Annotated in this window: 18 protein-coding genes; 8 read left to right on the top strand and 10 right to left on the bottom strand. The window is 67.6% G+C overall.

Annotation, left to right across the window (positions count from 1 at the left end; all coding sequences use genetic code 11):
* The first annotated feature begins 17 nt into the window (after positions 1 to 17).
* Positions 18 to 1,154: an MBL fold metallo-hydrolase gene (locus AWB66_RS01765; protein ID WP_087628530.1), complete on the top strand. Its 1,137-nt coding sequence runs from the start codon at positions 18 to 20 to the stop codon at positions 1,152 to 1,154.
* 4 nt (positions 1,155 to 1,158) lie between these two features.
* On the opposite strand, the gene AWB66_RS01760 is transcribed toward AWB66_RS01765, so the two are convergent.
* From AWB66_RS01760 to msrB, 4 genes are all read right to left on the bottom strand, one after another.
* Entirely contained in the window at positions 1,159 to 2,178 is a 1,020-nt protein-coding gene (locus tag AWB66_RS01760; protein WP_087628529.1) for a GGDEF domain-containing protein, read from the bottom strand.
* Positions 2,179 to 2,261: 83 nt separating this feature from the next.
* Positions 2,262 to 2,930 carry a peptide-methionine (S)-S-oxide reductase MsrA gene (msrA, locus tag AWB66_RS01755; RefSeq protein WP_087628778.1) on the bottom strand — a complete coding sequence of 223 codons (669 nt, stop codon included), beginning with the start codon at positions 2,928 to 2,930 and terminating at the stop codon, positions 2,262 to 2,264.
* A gap of 108 nt (positions 2,931 to 3,038) precedes the next feature.
* Positions 3,039 to 4,895: a cytochrome c biogenesis protein DipZ gene (locus AWB66_RS01750; RefSeq protein ID WP_087628528.1), complete on the bottom strand. Its 1,857-nt coding sequence runs from the start codon at positions 4,893 to 4,895 to the stop codon at positions 3,039 to 3,041.
* Between the two features lie 37 nt (positions 4,896 to 4,932).
* Positions 4,933 to 5,427, bottom strand: a complete 495-nt coding sequence (gene msrB, locus AWB66_RS01745; RefSeq protein ID WP_087628527.1) for a peptide-methionine (R)-S-oxide reductase MsrB — start codon at positions 5,425 to 5,427, stop codon at positions 4,933 to 4,935.
* Positions 5,428 to 5,609: 182 nt separating this feature from the next.
* Between msrB and AWB66_RS01740 the strand changes: the two genes are divergently transcribed.
* Together AWB66_RS01740 and AWB66_RS01735 are read left to right on the top strand one after the other, a co-directional pair.
* The gene (locus AWB66_RS01740; RefSeq protein WP_087628776.1) at positions 5,610 to 6,335 is read left to right on the top strand and encodes a response regulator transcription factor; all 726 of its coding nucleotides are present in this window, start codon (positions 5,610 to 5,612) and stop codon (positions 6,333 to 6,335) included.
* Positions 6,332 to 7,840, top strand: coding sequence for a sensor histidine kinase (locus AWB66_RS01735; RefSeq protein ID WP_407642246.1), 1,509 nt, complete (start codon positions 6,332 to 6,334; stop codon positions 7,838 to 7,840). The genes AWB66_RS01740 and AWB66_RS01735 overlap by 4 nt, the downstream gene beginning before the upstream one ends.
* A 60-nt stretch (positions 7,841 to 7,900) precedes the next feature.
* Here the strand turns inward: AWB66_RS01735 and AWB66_RS01730 are convergent, their stop codons facing one another.
* The 4 genes from AWB66_RS01730 to AWB66_RS01715 form a co-directional block, all read right to left on the bottom strand.
* Positions 7,901 to 10,285 carry a DNA polymerase II gene (locus AWB66_RS01730; protein WP_087628526.1) on the bottom strand — a complete coding sequence of 795 codons (2,385 nt, stop codon included), beginning with the start codon at positions 10,283 to 10,285 and terminating at the stop codon, positions 7,901 to 7,903.
* A 76-nt stretch (positions 10,286 to 10,361) separates the two neighbouring features.
* Positions 10,362 to 10,748 carry a DUF427 domain-containing protein gene (locus tag AWB66_RS01725; protein ID WP_087628525.1) on the bottom strand — a complete coding sequence of 129 codons (387 nt, stop codon included), beginning with the start codon at positions 10,746 to 10,748 and terminating at the stop codon, positions 10,362 to 10,364.
* 144 nt (positions 10,749 to 10,892) lie between these two features.
* A complete protein-coding gene (locus AWB66_RS01720; protein ID WP_087628524.1) occupies positions 10,893 to 11,831 on the bottom strand; it encodes a hypothetical protein in 939 nt (312 codons plus the stop codon).
* A 153-nt stretch (positions 11,832 to 11,984) separates the two neighbouring features.
* Positions 11,985 to 13,085: an AraC family transcriptional regulator gene (locus tag AWB66_RS01715; RefSeq protein ID WP_087628523.1), complete on the bottom strand. Its 1,101-nt coding sequence runs from the start codon at positions 13,083 to 13,085 to the stop codon at positions 11,985 to 11,987.
* A 161-nt stretch (positions 13,086 to 13,246) separates the two neighbouring features.
* Between AWB66_RS01715 and AWB66_RS01710 the strand changes: the two genes are divergently transcribed.
* The 3 genes from AWB66_RS01710 to AWB66_RS33550 all read left to right on the top strand — a co-directional run bounded on the left by AWB66_RS01710 (position 13,247) and on the right by AWB66_RS33550 (position 14,820).
* Positions 13,247 to 13,681, top strand: coding sequence for a GFA family protein (locus AWB66_RS01710; RefSeq protein ID WP_087628522.1), 435 nt, complete (start codon positions 13,247 to 13,249; stop codon positions 13,679 to 13,681).
* Between the two features lie 132 nt (positions 13,682 to 13,813).
* On the top strand, positions 13,814 to 14,647 hold the full coding sequence (locus AWB66_RS01705) for a class I SAM-dependent methyltransferase (protein ID WP_087628521.1): 834 nt from the start codon (positions 13,814 to 13,816) through the stop codon (positions 14,645 to 14,647).
* A complete protein-coding gene (locus AWB66_RS33550; protein ID WP_159462866.1) occupies positions 14,644 to 14,820 on the top strand; it encodes a hypothetical protein in 177 nt (58 codons plus the stop codon). Before AWB66_RS01705 ends, AWB66_RS33550 begins: the two co-directional genes overlap by 4 nt.
* A 76-nt stretch (positions 14,821 to 14,896) precedes the next feature.
* On the opposite strand, the gene AWB66_RS01700 is transcribed toward AWB66_RS33550, so the two are convergent.
* A complete protein-coding gene (locus AWB66_RS01700; protein WP_087628520.1) occupies positions 14,897 to 15,871 on the bottom strand; it encodes a VTT domain-containing protein in 975 nt (324 codons plus the stop codon).
* A 67-nt stretch (positions 15,872 to 15,938) separates the two neighbouring features.
* Positions 15,939 to 17,954 (bottom strand): VTT domain-containing protein, encoded by a 2,016-nt coding sequence (locus AWB66_RS01695; protein ID WP_087628519.1) that lies wholly within the window; start codon positions 17,952 to 17,954, stop codon positions 15,939 to 15,941.
* Positions 17,955 to 18,126: 172 nt separating this feature from the next.
* On the opposite strand from AWB66_RS01695, the gene AWB66_RS01690 reads away from it, so the two are divergent.
* Complete coding sequence (locus tag AWB66_RS01690; RefSeq protein ID WP_087628518.1) at positions 18,127 to 18,480, top strand: DUF1428 domain-containing protein; 354 nt, start codon at positions 18,127 to 18,129, stop codon at positions 18,478 to 18,480.
* Positions 18,481 to 18,669: 189 nt separating this feature from the next.
* A complete protein-coding gene (locus AWB66_RS01685; protein ID WP_125469641.1) occupies positions 18,670 to 19,173 on the top strand; it encodes a hypothetical protein in 504 nt (167 codons plus the stop codon).
* Positions 19,174 to 19,321: the final 148 nt, after the last annotated feature.

Here is a 19,321-nt window from a genome sequence, read left to right as displayed (position 1 = left end):
TCCCGGCGACTCGTCCGATGCGCTTCTCACTCTCCACGCTGATGCTCGGCGCGCTGCTTTCGGCCTGTGTCGGCACGCCGGCACAGACAACGCCACAGCGCCCGGCGCCGATCCTCGCCAATACCCGCCCGCCGCTGCATCACGCGCGGCATACGGCGTCGGGCTACGTGAACAACTACGGCGACCTGCCGCACGCATCGTTCCTGAAATGGCAGTGGGAACGCTGGACGCAGGGCCGGCCGAAGCCGCCCGCGAACGGCTACCGGTTTCCGGTCGACCGTCCCGATGTCGCGTGGCTGAAGGCGAACCGCAGCGTCGACACGCTCACCTGGATCGGCCACGCGAGCGCACTCGTGCAGATCGACGGCGTGAACGTGCTGACCGATCCGATGTTCTCGCACCGTGCGTCGCCGGTGTCGTTCGCCGGTCCCGAGCGCAAGGTGCCGGCGGCGCTTTCGATTGCGGAGCTGCCGCATATCGACGTCGTGCTGATCTCGCACAACCATTACGACCACCTCGATACCGCGAGCGTGCAGGCGCTCAACGCGCAGCCGGGCGGGCCGCCGCTCTTTCTCGTGCCGCTCGGCATCAAGGCGTGGATGGCGGACAAGGGCATGACGAACGTCGAGGAACTCGACTGGGGCGACGAAACGCGCGCCGCCGGCCTCGACGTGTGGTTCGTGCCGAGCCAGCACTGGTCGGCGCGCAGCCTGACCGACCGCGCCGAAACGCTCTGGGGCGGCTGGGTCGTGAAGACGCCGCAGGGCGACGCGCGTCCGTTTTCGTTCTGCTTCGTGGGGGATACGGGCTACTCGAAGGACTTCAGCGACATCGGCGAGGCATTCGGCGGCGTCGATCTTGCGCTGATTCCGATCGGCGCCTACGCGCCGCGCTGGTTCATGCACGCGCAGCACGTCGACCCGGACGAAGCGGTGCGCGTCTTTCGCGATCTGCGGGCGAAGCGCGCGATCGGCATTCACTGGGGCACGTTCGAACTCGCCGACGACCCGCTCGACGAGCCGCCGCGCCTGCTCGCCGAAGCGGTCGCAAAGGCGCGTCTCGCGCCCGATGCGTTCACCGTGCTGCGGCACGGGCAGACGATCCGGCTGGGCGGCGCAAGCGCTTCGTCGAACGCGTCTGCGCCAAAGCGCTGACGGCTTAGCGCGACCGAAGCGCCGGGCGGTCGATTGCCGCGATGCAGTCGCGGCCGTTGTCCTTCGCGTTGTAAAGCTGCGCATCGACGAGATTGACGAAGCCGGTCGGATCGATGTCGTGCGACGGCACGATCGTGCCCACGCCGAAGCTCGCGGTCACGACCTGCCGGTACGGCGAGCGCTCGTGCGCGATCCGCGCCTCCGCGATCAAATTACGGCAGCGTTCCGCGACGCGCATCGCGGCGTCGGCGGGCGTGTTCGGCAGCACGAGCACGAATTCCTCGCCGCCGAAGCGCGCGAGAAAGTCGCCGCGCCGCAGACCTTCGCCCAGAATCCCGCCGACGCGCTTCAGGCACTCGTCGCCCTGCACGTGGCCGTAGTAGTCGTTGTACGACTTGAAGAAATCGATGTCGATCATGACGAGCGACAGCGCCGCGCCGTCCGCCAGCGCCGTCTCCCATTCGCGCTTGAGCACGATGTCGAACATGCGGCGGTTGCCGGTGCCCGTCAGGCCGTCCTTGAACGACAGCTCTTCCAGTTCGCGTTGCAGCCGCGCGACCTGTTCCTCCGTGCGCTTGCGCTCGCTGATGTCGAACATGAAGCCGACGAGCGCCTGTACCGCGCCGTGCTCGTCGCGTACCACGTGCACGACGTCGCGCAGCCACACGTAGTCGCCGCTCTTCGTCAGCGCGCGATAGTCGGCTTCGTGGTCCACGCCCGCCTTCGACTGCGACACGCAAAAGTCGACCACTTGCGCGCGGTCGTCCGGATGCATGCGCTCGGCCCAGTCCTGCACGGTCTTCCAGCTCGAAGGCGCAAAGCCGAGCAGCGTCTCGATTTGCGGGCCGATGTACTCGAACTGCATCGTGTGCCAGTCGATCTTCCACGGAATCGCGCGCGTGGATTCGAGCAGCGTCCGGTACACGGCGGGTTCGTGCGCCATGTCGGAGCGGGCGCTCAACGCCTCGTCGTGACGGAGGAACTGGGCGCCGAGCACGGCGTCGCTGACTGCGTTGTCGTTCATGAGCCGGCCTTTGCTGTGAGTTCTCCCCGACGTTTACGGCCGCGAGACGGAAAGCTTGAGCAAAGGCCGGGATGAACGCGCCATCAGTTCGACACGTTCGCGACCAGCACCGCCTTGTCGCGATACAGATCGGGGAACATCTGCTTGAGATAGTCGATCTTCGGCAGGTCGTTGATCGCGATGTAGCCGCTGTCCGGATGCAGCGTCAGGTAGTTCTGGTGATAGTTCTCGGCGGGATAGAAGCCCTTGAAGTCTTCGACGCGCGTGACGATCTTGCCGTGAAACGCATGCGATGCATCGAGTTGCGCGATGTACGCGTTCGCGACGGTGCGCTGCTCCGTGTTGAGCGGAAACACCGCCGAGCGGTATTGCGTGCCGTGATCGGGCCCCTGGTAGTTCAGCTCGGTCGGATTGTGCGCGACCGAAAAGAACACCTGCAGCAGCCGGCCGTAGCTGATCTGGGCGGGATCGTAGGTGACCTGCACGGACTCGGCATGACCCGTATCGCCTTCGCTCACGACGTCGTAGTGCGCCGTGTTCGCCGCGCCGCCCGAATAGCCGGACACCACCTGCTTCACGCCGCGCACGTGCTGAAACACGCCCTGCACGCCCCAGAAGCAGCCGCCCGCGAACACCGCGGTCGCCGTGTGAGTTGCGCCGGCGTGTTCGTCCTGCGCGGGCGGCGCGATCTTCGTCGCGCCTTCGGTCGAATGGGCGACGCGCTGGAGCGCGAACACGCTGACGACGAGCATCGCTGCGCGCGCTGCCTTGAACCACGGTTTTTTGCGAGCCTGAATTTGAGTCGACATTGCCACTCCTTCGATATTGACGGATGTGCCGGTTCGCCTGAGTCAGGCGGATCAGCCGAACGTGAAGGCGTATGCCGCGACGCCCGCGTCCAGAAACTCGATGCTGAAAGTATGATCCTCGATCGGGCCCGGCTGGCGCACGAGCTGATAAAGGCGTTCCTCGGTGACCGTGCCGCTGCCGTCGGCGGTGACGTCGGTGCCGTGTGCTTTGCCCGGGGCGGCGCCGTCGATGCTCACGCGAAACCGCACCGGCTTGCCGTCCGCCGACGGCCCGAGCACCAGATGCAGGTCGCGCGCATGGAAGCGATAGTCGATGCGGCCCGCATTCCTCGCGAGCGTCGCGCGCTCGCCGCCGACTTGCCACGCCCCGGCCAGCGCCCAGTCGTTGACCGCGAGTTGCGCGGGCGCGGCGTAGTCGTGCATGCGGTCGCGCGCCTCGCCGCCGGGCGACGCGAAATGCTCCGCGCGCTCGTAGCCGAGATAGGTTTCTGGCGAGCGCACGTCGGCCATGTCGGCGGCGGCCTGCACGCCTTGCGCGTTTTGTGCGTTTTGTGCGTTTTGTGGGTGTTGCGCGTTGTGCGCGCCGTCATTCGTCAGACCAGCGGACGCTTTCGCGGCGCCGCCGTGGCCCGCTTCGGCGAGCAGCCGCTGGATTACCTTCTCCGATTCCGCGTAGTTCCCCTCGCCGAAGTGGTGATAGCGGATCCGCCCTTGCGCATCGACGAAGTAGTGCGCTGGCCAGTACTGGTTGTCGAGCGCGCGCCAGATCGCGAAGTTGTTGTCGATCGCAACCGGAAAGTCGATGCCGAGATCGCGCGTCGCTTTCTTCACGTTGTCGATGTTGCGCTCGAACGCGAATTCCGGCGCATGCACGCCGATCACGACGAGCCCCTGATCGCGATATTTCTGCGCCCACGCCTTCACATACGGCAGCGTGCGCAGGCAGTTGATGCAGGAATACGTCCACACGTCGACGAGCACGACCTTGCCGCGCAGCGCTTCGGCCGTGAGCGGCGGCGAGTTGATCCACTCCACGGCGCCCGACAGCGACGGCAGCTTGCCTTCCACCGGCAGCGCGGGTTCCGCGGCGGTGCTCGCGCGCATCATGCCGGGCGCGGCAACCGGCGCCGCAGCGGCTTGCTCTGCCTTCATGCGCCCGCCGGCACCGAAACGATCGACAAGAGTCTGCTCGATACCGCTCGTCGCCACGGTCGACACGCGGGCGAGCACGCCGGTATCGAAGCCGAACGCAATGGCGACGACGCCCGCGAGCATCGCCGCGCCGATGCCTTTTCGGACCCATTCGCCCGCGCCGAGCGAGCGCTTCATCGCGGTGAACACCCGGCCGCCGATCAGGAGCGCGATCGCGAGCGAAGTCGCCGCGCCCGCCGCGTAGGCGACGAGCAGGAGCGTCGTGCCCGCGCTCGCGCCGCGCAGCGCGGCGCCGGTGAGTACGAGGCCGAGGATCGGGCCGGCGCAAGGCGCCCAGAGCAGCCCCGTCGCGATGCCGAGCAAAAACGAGGACCCGAACGACGACGCAAACGACGACTCGCCGCCCGCCGTCCCGCCGTCGCGCTGCGCGAGATTCGACAGCCGGTTGCCCGCGTTCACGAGCGGGCGCATCAGGCGCTCGGCGAAATCCGGCAGCAGGAGCGTCAGGCCGAACACGGCGAGCAGCGCGATGGCGATCCAGCGCCCGTACTGGTTCGCCTGCGTGACCCAGCCGCCGCCGACGGCGGCGAGCGTCGCGACGAGCGCGAACGTCAGCGACATGCCCGCGAGCAGCGGCAGGCCATTGCGGACAAAAGGCTTGTCGGCGCGTGCGAACACGAACGGCAACACCGGCAGGATGCACGGGCTGAGAATCGTGAGTGCGCCGCCCAGATAAGCGAGGATGATGAGTAACATGATCGTGTGAAGGTTCGGTCTGAGGAAAGGCGGCGCGTCAGGCGGCGCCGGGCGTGAAGTTCATCGCGACGCCGTTCATGCAGTAGCGCAGGCCGGTCGGCTTCGGGCCGTCGTCGAAAACGTGCCCGAGATGACCGCCGCAACGGCTGCAATGCACTTCGGTGCGCACGCTGCCGAACGAAAAGTCCGAGCGCGTCGCGACGGCCTTGTCGAGCGGCGCCCAGAAGCTCGGCCAGCCGGTATGGCTGTCGAATTTCGTGCGCGACGAAAACAGGTCGAGCCGGCAGCCGGCGCAGGAGAAGCGCCCCGCGCGATGCTCGTCGTTGAGCGGGCTCGTGTACGGGCGTTCGGTGCCTTCCTGACGCAGCACGCCGTACTGGGCGGCGCTCAGGAGCCGGCGCCATTCGTCGTCGGTGTGGACGACGCCGAAGGCCTCGCGCGGCGAGGCCGCCTCCGTCCCGCGCGCCACCGCCGCGGCGAGCGCCGCGGCCGCCGCGCCGGCGGTGAGCAGAAAGCGCCTTCGTGTGTGCATGATGTGCTCCTCGATCGGATTTCGTGTAGACGCATCATGGGCCGCGCCCGGTGTCGAAGTCCTCACGAAAAGTTAAATTAATCGTGATACCTGGCGACGCGGTTTTTTTGCACAATGACGGGGCCGCTGCGGTGCCCGTCCGCACCGCGGCCGCTTTCGAACCGAAGGGAAACCGGCATCGCATGGAACAACCGAAGCGCATCCTGATCGTCGAGGACGACGTCCACATCGCCGATGTCCTCAGCCTGCACCTGCGCGACGAGCGCTACGAAGTCGTGCACTCCGCCGACGGCGCCGAGGGCCTGCGTCTGCTCGAACAGGGCGGCTGGGACGCGCTGATCCTCGACCTGATGCTGCCGGGTGTCGACGGCCTCGAAATCTGCCGCCGCGCCCGCGCCATGACGCGCTATACGCCGATCATCATCACGAGCGCGCGTTCGAGCGAGGTGCACCGCATTCTCGGCCTCGAACTCGGCGCCGACGACTATCTGGCGAAACCGTTTTCCGTGCTCGAACTGGTCGCGCGGGTCAAGGCGCTCTTGCGTCGCGTCGACGCCGTCGCGAAGGATCGCCGGCTCGATGCGGGGCGGCTCGACGTCGCGGGCATCTCCATCGATCCGATCGCGCGCGAGGCGTCGGTGGACGGGCAGCGCATCGAACTGACGCCGCGCGAGTTCGACCTGCTGTATCACTTCACGCAGCATCCGGGCAAGGTGTTCTCGCGCATGGACCTGCTCAACGCGGTGTGGGGCTACAGCCACGAGGGCTACGAACATACCGTCAATACACATATCAACCGGCTGCGCGCGAAGGTCGAGGCGGACGCGTCCGAGCCGCGCCGCATTCTCACGGTCTGGGGCCACGGCTACAAGCTCGCAGCCGATGCAGCCGCCGGAGAGACGCCGTGAGATTCCTCATTCCGAATCTCACGCTGACGCAGCGGCTCGCGGCCGTCTTCTGCGTGTTGCTGCTCGCGTGCTGCGGGGCGTCCGCGTGGTTGCAGATCCGCGCGAGCGATCTGCGCGAGAAGGAAGTCGTCCAGAGCATTTCGCGCGGGCTCGCGGGGCATATCGCGCGCGACGCCGCGCTGATGGACGCGAACGGCCTCAAGCCCGACGCCGTGCGCAAGCTGTTCATGCAACTGATGGTGGTGAATCCGAGCGTCGAGGTGTATCTGCTCGACAAGGACGGAAACATCAAGGCGCACGACGCGCCGCCGGGACACCTGAGGCGCGGCCACGTCGACCTCGCGCCCGTGCAGCGCTTCATCGCGGGCGACGCGCTGCCGATTCTCGGCGACGATCCGCGCGGCACGGAGAGTCACAAGGTGTTCAGCGCGGCGCCGCTCGTGTCGGCCGGGCGCGAGCCGGCGGGTTACATCTACGTCGTGCTGCTCGGCGAGGAACACGACGAACTGGCGGCGCGCGTGTCGGCGAGCGGCGTGCTGCGCACGACGCTCGCGTCGATGGCGCTCGTCACGCTGCTTGCGCTCGTCGCCGGGCTGGTCGCGTTCGGCCTCATCACGCGCCCGCTGCGTCGCCTGACCGACGCGATGCGCCGTTTCGACGCGAACGGCGCCCCCGACGATCAGCCGGGCGTGCCGCGCTCGCCCTACGCGAGCAAGGACGACGAGATCGTCGTGCTGGAGACGGCGTTCGAGCAGATGGCGCGGCGCATCGGCGAACAGTGGCGCGCGCTGACGCGGCAGGATCGCGAGCGGCGCGAACTCGTCGCGAACATTTCGCATGATCTGCGCACGCCGCTGTCGTCGCTGCACGGCTATCTGGAGACGCTTTCGCTCAAGGCCGACGCGCTCGGCGACACAGACCGCCGCCGCTATCTTGCAATCGCGCTCGCGCAGAGCGCGAAGGTCGGCCGGCTCGCGCAGGCGCTCTTCGAACTCGCGCGGCTGGAGCACGGCATGGTCGCGCCCGAGCGCGAGGCGTTCGCGCTCGCCGACCTGTTGCAGGACGTCTTCGAGAAGTTCGAACTCGCCGCCGAGTCGCGTGGGGTCGAACTGCGGGCGAGCATTCCGCCGCGCCTGCCGCCCGTCGTCGCCGATGTCGCGATGATCGAACGCGTGCTCACCAATCTGCTCGACAACGCCATTCGTCATACGCCGTCCGGAGGCGAGATCGAGGTGGCGCTCGCGAGCGTCGACGGCAAGGTTTCGGTGACGGTCAGCGATACCGGTCCCGGCATTCCCGCTGCGTTGCGCGAAGCGCTTTTCCAGCGGCCGTTCAGCTCGGGCGGCGCGCAGCGCGGCGGCGGGCTCGGACTTCTGATCGTGCAGCGCATGTTGCAGTTGCATGAGAGTCAGATCCGGCTCGTCGACCGGGCCGGCCGGGGCACGACGTTCCAGTTCGAACTGGCGGCCGCCGATGTGACGCCCGGCGTGCGGCATGCGGAGTGAGCCGAGGCGATTATTGGCCGTCAGCGTGCCCAGGTTGCAAACCAAAGCCGCCGTGCACGCCTAAAACAACTCCTTCTGCCCCGTCATCAGCGAGCCGAAATCGTCGCGCAGGAACGGCAGGATCGCATCGGCGACGGGCTGAAGCTGGCGCGTCAGATAATGGTCGTAGTCGATCGGCGCGCGTTGCGTTTCCACCGGCTCCGGTCCCGCCACCGTCATCACGTAGCTGACCCAGCCGCCGTCCTGATATTGCAGCGGGCGGTTCTGCCGGCGGTTGAATTCGTCGGCGATACGCGCTGCGCGCACGTGGGGCGGCACGTTGCGCTGATAGTCGGACAGCCGCCGTCGAAGCTGCTTGCGATAGACGAGCAGCGCATCGAGTTCGCCGGACAAAGTGCGCTCGACGTAATCGCGCACGAATTCCTGATACGGCTCGCCCTTGAAGATGCGCAGATAAAGCTGCTGCTGGAACTGTTGCGCGAGCGGCGTCCAGTCGGTGCGAACCGATTCGAGGCCCTTGAAAACCATTTCGTCGGCACCGCGCGCATCGACGGTCAGGCCCGCGTAACGCTTCTTGCTGCCCTGCTCGGCGCCGCGGATCGTCGGCATCAAAAAGCGCCGGTAATGCGTGTCGACTTCGAGTTCCAGCGCGCTTTCCAGCCCGAACGCCTCGCGCAGATGCGCGCGCCACCAGCCGTTCACCCGCTCGACGAGTTCGCCGCCGATGCGTTGCGCCTCGTCCTCGGTGCGCGCGTGCTTGAGCCACACGAAGGTGGAATCGGTGTCGCCATAGATGACCTGGAAGCCCGCGTCTTCGATCATCTCGCGCGTGCGGTGCATGATCTCGTGCCCGCGCATCGTGATCGACGAAGCGAGCCGCGGATCGAAGAAGCGGCAGCCGCTCGAACCCAGCACGCCGTAGAACGAATTCATGATGATCTTGAGCGCCTGCGACAGCGGCTTGTTCTGCTGGCGCTTCGCCGTATCGCGGCCTTCCCACACCTGTCCGACGATCGCCGGCAGGCTGTGCTTGCTGCGCGAAAAACGCGCGCCGAGAAAGCCGGGCACCGAATCGCGGTCGTCGGGATGGCGCAGGCCTTCTACGAGCCCGACAGGATCGATCAGGAACGTGCGGATGATCGACGGATAAAGGCTCTTGTAATCGAGCACGAGCACGGAATCGTAGAGGCCGGGCTTCGAATCCATCACGAAGCCGCCGGGACTCGATTCGAGTTGCACGTCGCCGAGATTCGGCGCGACGAAGCCCACGCGATGCATGCGCGGCATGTAAAGGTGCGTGAACGCGGCGACCGATCCGCCGCTGCGATCCGCCGCGAGCCCCGTGACCGTCGCGCGTTCGAGCAGGAAGGTGAGCAGCTCGGTCTTCGCGAAGACCTTCGTGACGAGTTCGCAGTCGTTCAGGTTGTAGCGCGCGAGCGCGGGCTTGTCCTCGGCGAAACGGCGGTTGATCTCGTCCATGCGCTGGTACGGGCTCTCGATCGACTTGCCCTCGCCCAAGAGCGCCTGCGCGACGAATTCGAGGCTGAACGACGGAAAGGTCCACGTCGCGGTTTTGAGCGCCTCGATGCCGTCGATGACGAGCCTTCCGGCAATCGACGTGAAATAGTGATTCTGCTTCAGCCCATGCTCGCGCCACTCGATAAGACTGCCGTCGCGCCCAAGCCGCAGCGCGACGCCGTGACGGTCCGCTTCCTTCTGCAGCACGCGCAGGTCGAACTGCACGACGTTCCAGCCGATGATCGCATCGGGATCATGTCGCTTCATCCATTCGATGAAGCGTTCGAGCAGTTGCGCGCGGCTCTCGCAGTAGTCGAGATCGAAATCGCGCGGTCCGTCGACGCCGTTCGCCGGGCCGAGCATGTACACCTGCCGCGCGCCGCAGCCTTCGAGCGCGATCGAATAGAGGTCGCCGTGTTCGCTCGTTTCGATGTCGAGCGAGACGACCTTCAGCCGCGGACGATAGTCCGGCGCGGGCCGCAGTTCGCTCGCGAGAAGCGGGCCGTCGCCGTTGGGCTCGCCGCTGAACCACACCGGCGCGGTAATGAAGCGCTCCATCAGATAGCGTTCGGGCGGCCGGATATCCGCCTCGTAGACCTGCACGCCGCCGTCCCTGAGCGCCTTGTCGAGCGCGGACAGTTGCCGGTACTGCTGGCAATAGAGCCCGAGCACCGGGCGATGCTGGAAGTCGACGAGCGGCAGCGGCCGCAACTCGACGCCGCGCGCGCCGCCGATAATCCCTTCCGCGCGCTCGCGCTGCACGGCCGGAACGAACGCGACCGATGGCTGCGGCGCGAGGCGGATGCGTCGCGGGCCATGGTCGGTGGCGAGCCAGAACTCGACCTCCGTCCCGGCCGACGTGTCGCGCCAGTGACGGGTCAGAAGAAAACCCTGTTGTGCCTGCCGTTCCTGCGATGCCTGAGTCAAGCCGATGCCTTCGAAAGCCTGTGCGGTCGCATCATTTTACTTTCGATGGCCGAAGGCTTCGCGCGTCGCTGTGACGTCAGTCGTCCAGTACCTCGATCGAATCGACGCGATCGGGATAGAACGCCAGATGCTCCCGGATCTGTGCCACCGCCTCATACGGCGCTTCGTAGGTCCAGACAGCATTGACGCCGCGCTCGCCCGCCACGCTCACGCTGTAGTACGCCGCCTCGCCCTTGTACGGGCAATAGCTCTGGTGATCGGTGCGCGCCAACAGCGACAGGTCGACGTCCTTGCGCGGAATGTACTGCACCGCCGGATACGCCGCCTCGCGCAGCGTGAGCGCGTCGCGCGTATCGGCGATCACGCGGCCCGCCACCTTGACCACGACCCGCGAGGATGTCGGCGCGATGTCGATCGGATGATTGGGCCCCGGGGTTCGCTTCGCTCTGGTTTGCGTCTGCATTCGATTCGGCTCCTGACATGACATTGAACCGCCCGAGCGGGCGATCCGCCGTTTGATGCTACGTCATCGCCCGCCGGAGAAAAACGCCGGTGCAGCAAACAAACATGTCGTTTCAGCCGAATAATCGACGATCGGCGACGCGGCTCACGCCCAGTGCGCCGGGACGAACACGCGTCCCACCCAGTGCGCGGGCACCCATACGACAGGACGCGGCGCCGGCGCGACGTACACCGCATGCGGCGGCGGCGCTGCCACGACGACTGCGGGCGGCGGCGCAGCAACCACCACGGTCGAAGGCGGCGGCACGACCACGACCGTCGAAGGCGGCGTCGCGACGACAACCGGCGCCATGCCGACGACCGCCACCGTGCTGCCGGTCGTCGTGACGCTGCCGGTCGTGACGGTCGACGATCTCATGACCGTGCCGCTCGACGCGACCGTGCCGCCGTGCACGCCGGTCACGCTGCCGGTCGTCGTCACGACGCCCGGTGCGACGCGCGTCGCGCTGCCGGCGTGCTCGACGGTGCCGCCGTCGTTACCCGTCACCGTGCCCGAACGCGCGCAGGTCGAGCCCGCGCAGTTCGTCGATGCCGAATGGCCGACCGTATTGCCGTTCGCACCGTTGACGGTCCCCGACGACGAATACTGGCCGGGCGCCGTGCGCGTGACGGAGCCGCCGGTGGTGGCGGTCTTGCCGTCGGGGCCGGTCAGGTTGCCGGAGTGCGAACAGGTGCCGCCCGCGCAGTTGGTGTCGCCCGCGTGCTGGACGGAGTTGCCGTAGCGGCCGGTCGCGGTGCCCGAGTTGGAGAACTGTCCGGGTGCGTTGCGCGTGACCGTGCCGGTGTTGGTGGCGAGGCCGCCGTAGGGCCCCGCGACGCCGCCCGCGTGCGAGCAGCTTCCGCCGCCGCACGAACCGGCGTGCGCGCCGTTGTACACACCGCGCGACGTCGACATCGTGCCGTGCTGCGCCCATCCTGCGAAAGCCGGTGCGCTCGCGAAGGCGAACACGGCGGCGGCCGCCGCGACAACGAACTTACGGAGACCGATGCTTCCATTCGGGACGACAGACGATGAGTTGTTCACGGGGATGTCCTTCGCGGTTCGGGCCACTTCGTGCAGTGCAGCTCAGTGCAGTGCGGCGTGGCGACGGAAAGGACTATAGAAGAATGCAGCGGCGCGGTCTGCCGCAAACTTATGTCGCGGGATTTCACGCGCCGCCGACGGCCGCCGCGCGGGTTAGACCAGCGGCGCGGCGGCCCCGGGAACGGCGGGTGTTTCAGACACGCCGCCCGCGACCGGCGCCAGATCGGCGATCGACAAGCCCCCGGCCTCGTCCGCTTCGGACAGCGAATCGGCGTTATCCGTCTTGCCGTGATTGCGCCGCCAGCCGGCGGGCGGCATACCGAATTCGCGTTTGAACGCGCGATTGAACGCCGCTTCCGATTCGTACCCCACTTGCTCCGCCACCACCGCGACGGACTTCGTGCCCGCACGCAGTTCCTGCGCCGCGATCTGCAGACGCCAGCGCGCGAGATACTGCATCGGCGGCTGGCCGAGCAGTTGCGTGAAGCGCTGCGCAAGCGCCGAGCGCGAGAGTCCCGCCTTGCGCGCGAGTTCGTCGACGGTCCAGCCGTGCGCCGGTTGCGCGTGCAGCAACGCGAGCGCCCGCCCGACGAAACGGTCGCCGACGCCCGCGAGCCAGCCCTTGCGATCGGCGGGCAGCGCATCGATGCAGCGGCGCACCGCTTCCACGAAGAGCAGTTCCGAGAGCCGCGCAAGCACGATCGCGCTGCCGACGCGCCACTCGGCCGCCTCCGCCGCCGCGAACTTGAGCGACGATTCGAGCCACGCCGATTGTGGATCGTTGCGCATGTCGATCTTGAAGATGCGCGGCAGCGACGACAGCACCGGATTGCTCAATGTGTCGTCGCAGGCGAGAAAGCCGCAGACGAGCCGCGTGCGGTCGCCGCCGCCGCCATAGCTCAACTTCATCACCTGGCCGGGCGTCGCTTCGAGTTGGCTCGACAGCAGATCGCCCGTGGGCGCGGGCGCCAGTTCGAGCGAGCTGCCCATCAGATGCGATTCGCCTTGCGGCACGACCAGCAGTTCGCCCGCCTCGACGCGGATCGCGGACGCGGGGTCGCCTGCAAGGCTCGCCCAGCAGCCGCCCTCGGTGATGAGGTGATAGGAGACGACGCGTTCGGCGCGCGGCAGATACGCGGCGCACAACGCTGCGTCCGCCTGGCCGTACAGGCACCAGGGCGCGGTGAAGTCGCCGTTTAGATAAACCGCGCCGCCGAGACGAACCACGCGAAGGACGTCGGATAAAGCATCCATGACAAGCCCGTCAGTTTCGGCGTCCTGCGCAAAACATCTGGACGCCTGGTCATTCATCGATACCGCCCGCGCGCTGATACTAGCACTCACGCGATTGCGCAACAACGAACGTCGGGCGCGCGCGGCAGAACCTGCCATCCACATCATCGAAGGAGACCGACATGAGTCACGCAGATGCCTATCAGGGCCAATGCTTTTGCGGCGCCGTGCAGTTCACGGTGAGCGGCGAACCCGCGGGCATGGGTTATTGCCATTGCGATTCGTGCCGGACGTGGTCGGCGGGACCCGTCAACGCGTTCACGCTCTGGCGGCCCGAGGCGGTGCGCGTCACGCGCGGCGCGGACCATATCGGCACTTACAACAAGACCGAGCACAGCTACCGCAAATGGTGCACGACGTGCGGCGGACATCTCTTCACCGAGCATCCGGGGCTCGGTCTCACGGATGTCTACGCGGCCATCATCCCCGATTTTCCGTATGAAGCCGGCGTGCACGTCCATTACCCCGAGTCGCGTCTGCCGATGAAGGACGGTCTGCCGAAACTGAAGGACCTGCCGAAGGAAATGGGCGGTTCCGGCGTGAGCGTCGCCGAATAGCCGTCACGCGCGGTTGTCTTGCCCGCCCGCCGCGCGGGCATTCGAGCGGTTCGAACTCGCGGCGACATCAGAACAGGCAGCACGACGATGCACTCCCGCATCGCTGCCATCTTGCCTCTCAGGAGCATCGCCATGTCCGCAGTCGATACCGCCGTCTCGCCCGCCGCCGACCTCGCCGCCGTCAAGGTCCGTCAACAGGCCGCCTGGTCGACGGGCAACTATGCCGTCGTCGGTACCACGCTGCAGATCGTCGGCGAAAATCTCGGCGAGGCGCTCGACCTGCGCGCCGGCAGCCGCGTGCTCGATGTCGCCGCGGGCAACGGCAACGCGACCCTCGCCGCCGCACGCCGCTGGTGCGACGTCACCTCGACCGACTACGTCGCTTCGCTACTCGACGCGGGCCGCGCGCGCGCCGCGGCCGAAGGGCTCGCGGTGCAGTTCCAGGAAGCGGACGCCGAAGCGCTGCCTTTCGCGGACGCCTCGTTCGACGTCGTGATGTCGACCTTCGGCGTGATGTTCACGCCGAACCAGGAAAAGGCGGCGAGCGAACTCGCGCGCGTCTGCAAGCCGGGCGGGAAGATCGGCCTGGCGAACTGGACGCCGGAAAGCTTCATCGGGCAGGTCTTCAAGACGATCGGCAAGTACATCGCGCCGCCCGCCGGAGTCAAGTCGCCTGCGCTCTGGGGCACGAAGGCGCGGCTGGACGAGCTTTTCGGCGACAGCGCGCGGAACATCGTCGCGACGAGCCGCGACTTCACGTTCCGCTACCGGTCGCCGGCGCACTTCATCGAAGTGTTCCGCACCTACTACGGGCCGATGAACAAGGCGTTCGCCGCGCTCGAAGGCGAGCGGCAGGCCGCGTTCCTCGGCGACCTGATGGCGCTGATCGAAAGCCGCAACCGGTCGGGCGACGCGACGCTCGTGCTGCCGAGCGAGTATCTCGAAGTCGTGGTGGAACGAAAATGAACGGACTCGGACGGAGCGTCGCCGCGTCCCTCGCATCCGGGCTGCGTCTGTGGCCTTCGGCGTGCGTGGTCGGCCTTCGGTATGGCTCGGCGTTCATGGGCTTGCCGCTGTGCTCGTCGGTGTGCTTTTTCGGCCTTCGCTTCATCCTGACGACGCTCGGGCTCGCTGCCTGAGCGTCGTCGCCAGCCGCTTCGTCGGCTTCGCCGCGCTCGCGTGCGCGGCGAAGCTGGCGCGACGTGTTGCCCGCCTTCACTGCCGCGCGAACGTCCGCCCGAACGGCTCCGGCCGCGCCGGCACGGGCTCGACCGGATAACCGCGCGCGACCCACGCATCGAGCCCGCCCGCGAGCGTATGCGCATGCTCGACACCTTCGCCGCGCAAGCGTCCGCAAACCCGCTTCGCGGTGACATCGTTCGGACACACGCAATACACGACGACCTCGCGTTGCGCTAACGCCGAGCTTAGCGCGCGCGGCGCTTCCGGATCGAAGAGCAGCGCGCCGGGAATGCGGTACGGCTCCTGGCTGACGGCGGTGGCGAGCCGCGCGTCGAGCACGACGGGCGGCGCGGCGGAATGCATCATCGCGTCGAGCTGTTCGGCCGAGATGGTCAGGTCCTGCAACCATTTGCGCAGACGCCAGCGCCGCAGATACCGGTAGCCGAGGTACAAGAGCGCCAGCGCCAGCAGCACGTCGACGACGGTCGCGCCATGCTGCTCCACGGTGCGCAGCAGCATCGCGAGTTGCCGGCTGAAGAGCGCGCCGCCGAGCAGCCAGAAGCCCGCCCACGCGAGCGCGCCGATGGCGTCCCACGTCACGAACGCGCGGGTCGCGATGCGCGTCGTGCCCATCAGCGGCGGCGTGATGAGCGCGAGGCCCGGCACGAACTTGCAGACGGACACGATCGGCACGCCGAAGCGCTCGAAGAGCGCGCGCGTCGTCTGCACGCTGGAGTCGATGGACAGCGAAAAACGCGCGAGCCGGTTGATGAGCGGCCGTCCGTAGACGCGGCCCGCCGAAAACCAGACGCCGTCGCCGATGAGCGCGGCCAGCACCGCCGCGAACAGGACGTGCGTGAACGAGAGCGTGCCGTGCGCCACCGCCGAGCCCGCGAAGACGAGCACCGGCACCGCCGGCACCGGCACGCCGAGACGCGTGCAGAGCACGTTGACGAACACGGCCTCGCTGCCCCATGCCGTGACCGCTGCTGGCGTGACGTGTATCAATTGCCGCCCTCCTCGATCGGTTCCCGATGCGTTTTCATTGTTGCATGGGCCGGGGCGGCCCGACGCGTCAAGGCGCGCGAGACGCGATCAGCGTCACCCGCACGCCCTCGCAGCCCATGCTGCGCGCCACTTCGATGTCGTGCCACGGCGACCCTTCGCCATGCTCGGCGATCATCGGCTCGACCTGTCGGGTCGGACGCAGCACGTTGAACGGCCACGACGGCCGGCGCAGGCGCTCATGGACCAGTGAGCCGAGCCAGATCGGCGCGGCGGGCGTGCCGTCGTGGCGTTCGACCGCATAGCGCGTCGGCCAAAAGCGCAGCACGTCGCGCTGATCGTCGCCCTCGTGCGAGCGCACGAATTCGAGCTTCGACGGCTCGCCGTTGTTCAGGCGCGGCAGTACCGGCAACGCCGTCGCCGTGACGTTCGGCGACACCAGCGACAACAGACTGCGCGCCGACAGCCGCGTGCCTTCGGTCCAGCCGCGGCTTTTGAGCTGCGCCTTCATCTGCTCGGCGGTCGCGGCCCATTGCACGGTGATCGGCTCGCGCCTGTCGCCCTCCATGTTCGAGCGATAGCACGAGAACGTGCGCCAGATCTTGTCGGTCCATTGCGCCGGCGTCACGACGACGACTTCCGGACGCTCTCCGCCCTCGGCCGTCGGAAAGGCGCTTCCCGTCGCGAGTTGCAGCGCGACCGCCACGCTGACAACCGCCAGCACGGCGACGGGCAAGAGCGGCCGCGCGCGCGGCTTCTCGGGATGCCGCCAGACCGCCGTCAGCGCGACGAGAAACACCCAGATCGCCGCGAGCGCCGCGCCGCCGAGCGCGTCGGAGAGCGTGAAGCGGTCGAAGTAGAGCCCCGCGAGCGTGACGGCCGAGACCACCGCGACCGTCGCCACCGCGACCAGCACGCGCGCCACGGTGCCCACGCGCCGCTCGATGAGAAACGCGAGAAAGCCGTAGATGATGACGGTCGCCGCGACGTGGTTGCTCGGGAAGGCGCGCGCGTTCGACGCGAGCGCGCCGAGCGGCAGATGCCGCGTCGCGATCTGGATCGCGAGGATCAGCACCTGCGAGAACGCGACGGCCGCGAGCCAGTACGCGATGGTGCGCCAGCGCCGTTCGAACGCCATCCACGCGATCACCAGCACCACGAGCGCCGTGAGCGTCGGCAGGCTGCCGAGCGTCGAGAGGACCGCGAGCATGTCGTCGGCCCAGGTCGAGCGGAACGACTGCAGGAACCGGTACGCCGACATGTCGACCTGCACGATGGGGTCGCCGTGGGCGATGTCTTCGAGCGTCGAGAAGAACACCGCCGCCGACACGAGCAGGAACACCGAGATCGTCGCGATCAGGCCGGCCGCCGGGCTTTCCGGGCTGAGCGCGCGCATCACGAGGCGCCGGGAGCGGCCCGGATGCCGCTCGGCCCACGCGATCAGGCGCTGCCGCGAACTGCTGGTCCACGAGCGCGCGTGCGAAACCGCGATGCGGATCAGGTTGTAGATGAGCCAGGCCGCCACCGCGACGATCGCGACGACCACCACGAGCCGGAACGACACCGCGCCCGCCAGTTCGATCGACGCGCCGAACACCACGCCCGGCAGGATGTGCACGGGCGCCCACAGAAGCGCCGAGAGCACGTTGACCGCGAAAAAGCGCGCGGGCGCCATGCCGAGCATGCCCGCGACCACCGGCACGATCGCCCTGAGCGGCGGCAGGAAGCGCGCCGTCACGACGCTCTTCGCTCCGTGCATCAGGAAATACTTTTCGCCCGCCGCGAGCACGGCGGGATGCGTGCGAAACGGCCAGATCTGCCGCAGCGACTCCTGATAGCGCGCGCCGACCCAGTAGCTTGCGGCGTCGCCGGCAATGGCGCCCGCTATCGCGCAGACGAATACCCAGCCGAGATTGAGCGTGCCCGTGCCGACCAGCGCGCCCGCGACGAACATCGCCGTGCTGCCGGGAATGAACGTTCCGATGAATGCGACCGACTCCAGCAGCGCCGCCAGCGCGACCACGGCGAGCGCGCATCCGGGATGCCCCGACAGCAGATGCAGCAACTTGAAATAGGCATGCTCCATCGGCAGCTCCGTGTTCTTTGGACCGATTCTAGCCCTGTTGGCGCGGCGGCTCCGGCCTCTGGCGGAGCGCAATCGAGATGCACACGCGGTCGATTTCGGCGCGCGCCGTTCGTCGTATCGAAGGGAGGCGCACGTTGCGCGCCCGTTCCCTCATCGGAAATGGAGGTGGTACATGAATTACGTCGATGGATTCGTCGCGGCGGTGCCCGTCGCCAATCGCGAGGCTTATGTGAAGCATTCCCGGCTGGCGGCGGCCGTGTTCAAGGAAAACGGCGCGCTGAAGCTCGTCGAATGCTGGGGCGACGACGTCCCGGAGGGCGAACTGACGTCCTTCCCGATGGCGGTCAAGCGCAAGGACGACGAGGTCGTGGTGTTCGCGTGGATCGTCTGGCCATCGCGCGAGACGCGCGACGCCGGCATGAAAGCCGTGATGGCCGACCCGCGTCTCCAGCCCGACACGAACCCGATGCCGTTCGACGGCCGCCGCATGATCTACGGCGGCTTTCAGGTGATTGTCGACGAGTGAATGGAGCGAGCATGACCGAGGGCGTCCGCAAGTAGGCATCCGTAAGCGGGGATGTGTGAAGGCAGTCGTCGTGGGATAAAGCGCAAAACACGCCGCGCGTCGGAAGACGCGAATCCCGAGCGATAGCAACGATGTTGCATGGGGCCAGAGTAAGCGCTGAAGCGCTAACTCTGGCCGACAGGAGACGACATGCCCTTAGACAACGTAATGCAGCCGCCGACGCGCGGCTACGCGAACCCCACACGCGCCCGCGCGCGCCACGCCGCGCGCGCCCCGGGCAAGCTCGCCGGGCCGGTCGGCCGCTCGTGGCTGCTCTGGGCCTTCGTGCTGCTCGTGAACCTCGCGGGCGGCGTCTTCCTGTGGCTGCTGATGCCGCCCGGCACCTGCGGGCAGGACGAGCCGTGCGGCATCGCCGAAAGCGTGCGTTCGTGGCTGTGGGGCATGGTCGGCCGCTCGCCCGCGCACGGCGACGCGTTGCGCGGACTCATGTCGCCCGACGATTTCGCCGTCGCGATCCTGCTGGCGGCGATCGCCTCGATGCTCTGCGCCGCGCCCTTCATCGGCTTTCTGACGCGCGGCTGGTTCGCTCGCTTCGCGTATCTGCGGCGCTTCTGGTCGGTGCGGCTGCTCGGCGAGATCCATCGCGGTCGGTCGGCCGCGACAAGGACATTCCGCTCGGACTCGTGCAGATGAAGTTGCGCCAGATTGCGGGCGAAGAATACGCGCGGATGCTCTCGAAAATCGCTCCGCTGAGGTACTCGCCGGCGTGCGGGCAACGCTAGTCGATCCGGCGCAAAAGACCGCCGCATAAGGCCCCGCGCCACGTGACATACCGCGAAAT

This window comes from Caballeronia telluris (assembly GCF_001544495.1).
GTDB classification, from domain to species: Bacteria; Pseudomonadota; Gammaproteobacteria; order Burkholderiales; family Burkholderiaceae; genus Caballeronia; species Caballeronia telluris.
The sequence above is the reverse complement of the archived record's forward strand: the minus strand, read 5'-3'. Positions and strand labels throughout refer to the sequence as shown.

Coding starts and splice junctions, on each gene's coding strand:
- AWB66_RS01765 (WP_087628530.1), top strand. CDS start 18: ATGCGCTTCTCACTCTCCACGCTGATGCTCGGCGCGCTGCTTTCGGCC.
- AWB66_RS01760 (WP_087628529.1), bottom strand. CDS start 2,178: ATGAACGACAACGCAGTCAGCGACGCCGTGCTCGGCGCCCAGTTCCTC.
- msrA (WP_087628778.1), bottom strand. CDS start 2,930: ATGCTCGTCGTCAGCGTGTTCGCGCTCCAGCGCGTCGCCCATTCGACC.
- AWB66_RS01750 (WP_087628528.1), bottom strand. CDS start 4,895: ATGTTACTCATCATCCTCGCTTATCTGGGCGGCGCACTCACGATTCTC.
- msrB (WP_087628527.1), bottom strand. CDS start 5,427: ATGCACACACGAAGGCGCTTTCTGCTCACCGCCGGCGCGGCGGCCGCG.
- AWB66_RS01740 (WP_087628776.1), top strand. CDS start 5,610: ATGGAACAACCGAAGCGCATCCTGATCGTCGAGGACGACGTCCACATC.
- AWB66_RS01725 (WP_087628525.1), bottom strand. CDS start 10,748: ATGCAGACGCAAACCAGAGCGAAGCGAACCCCGGGGCCCAATCATCCG.
- AWB66_RS01715 (WP_087628523.1), bottom strand. CDS start 13,085: ATGGATGCTTTATCCGACGTCCTTCGCGTGGTTCGTCTCGGCGGCGCG.
- AWB66_RS01710 (WP_087628522.1), top strand. CDS start 13,247: ATGAGTCACGCAGATGCCTATCAGGGCCAATGCTTTTGCGGCGCCGTG.
- AWB66_RS01705 (WP_087628521.1), top strand. CDS start 13,814: ATGTCCGCAGTCGATACCGCCGTCTCGCCCGCCGCCGACCTCGCCGCC.
- AWB66_RS33550 (WP_159462866.1), top strand. CDS start 14,644: ATGAACGGACTCGGACGGAGCGTCGCCGCGTCCCTCGCATCCGGGCTG.
- AWB66_RS01695 (WP_087628519.1), bottom strand. CDS start 17,954: ATGGAGCATGCCTATTTCAAGTTGCTGCATCTGCTGTCGGGGCATCCC.
- AWB66_RS01690 (WP_087628518.1), top strand. CDS start 18,127: ATGAATTACGTCGATGGATTCGTCGCGGCGGTGCCCGTCGCCAATCGC.
- AWB66_RS01685 (WP_125469641.1), top strand. CDS start 18,670: ATGCCCTTAGACAACGTAATGCAGCCGCCGACGCGCGGCTACGCGAAC.